2 protein-coding genes are annotated in these 535 nt (G+C 41.7%); both read right to left on the reverse strand.

The features are described 5' to 3' along the window. The coding region (locus tag IE260_RS43515; RefSeq protein WP_189881046.1) for a pantoate--beta-alanine ligase at positions 1 to 409 on the reverse strand (409 nt) is incomplete at its 3' end. Beyond that, the coding region (locus IE260_RS43520; protein ID WP_189881047.1) for an orotidine 5'-phosphate decarboxylase / HUMPS family protein at positions 410 to 535 on the reverse strand (126 nt) is incomplete at its 5' end.

Consider the following 535-nt stretch of genomic DNA (forward strand, 5'->3'; position numbering starts at 1 on the left):
GGAACAATCTTAACACGACCTGAACAACCCCATCAAAATGCCCCTCACGCATTGCTCCCTCTAAAGATTGGGATAAAAATGTAGGGGCGTAGAGTTTTAAGCGTTGCTCTATTTCATAGGGATACATTTCGCTAATTTTAGGCACAAACACCGTGCTAACGCCCAATTTTTCACACAAAGCCAAATCCTTTTCTAAAGGGCGCTGGTAAGCGTTAAAATCTTCGTTAGGCCCAAATTGCGTGGGATTGACAAAAACACTCACTATCGTGTGGGAATTTTCTTTCAAACTCCTTTCTATCAAGCTTTGATGCCCTTTGTGTAAAGCCCCCATAGTCGGCACAAACCCCACGCTTTCTTTCAAACTTTTACGATATTCTCTTAAAGCAGCAATCGTTTCTAACACTCGCATTTAACAATCCTTTAAAAGCTCTAAAACCACTTCTCTAGGCTCTTTAGCTTGATAAATGGGGCGGCCCACTACGATAAAATCGCTTAAATTTTGTTTGGCCTCTTTAGCGTTTGCTACCCTTTCTTG

Source organism: Streptomyces viridiviolaceus, from assembly GCF_014650995.1.
Classification (GTDB): domain Bacteria; phylum Actinomycetota; class Actinomycetes; order Streptomycetales; family Streptomycetaceae; genus Streptomyces; species Streptomyces viridiviolaceus.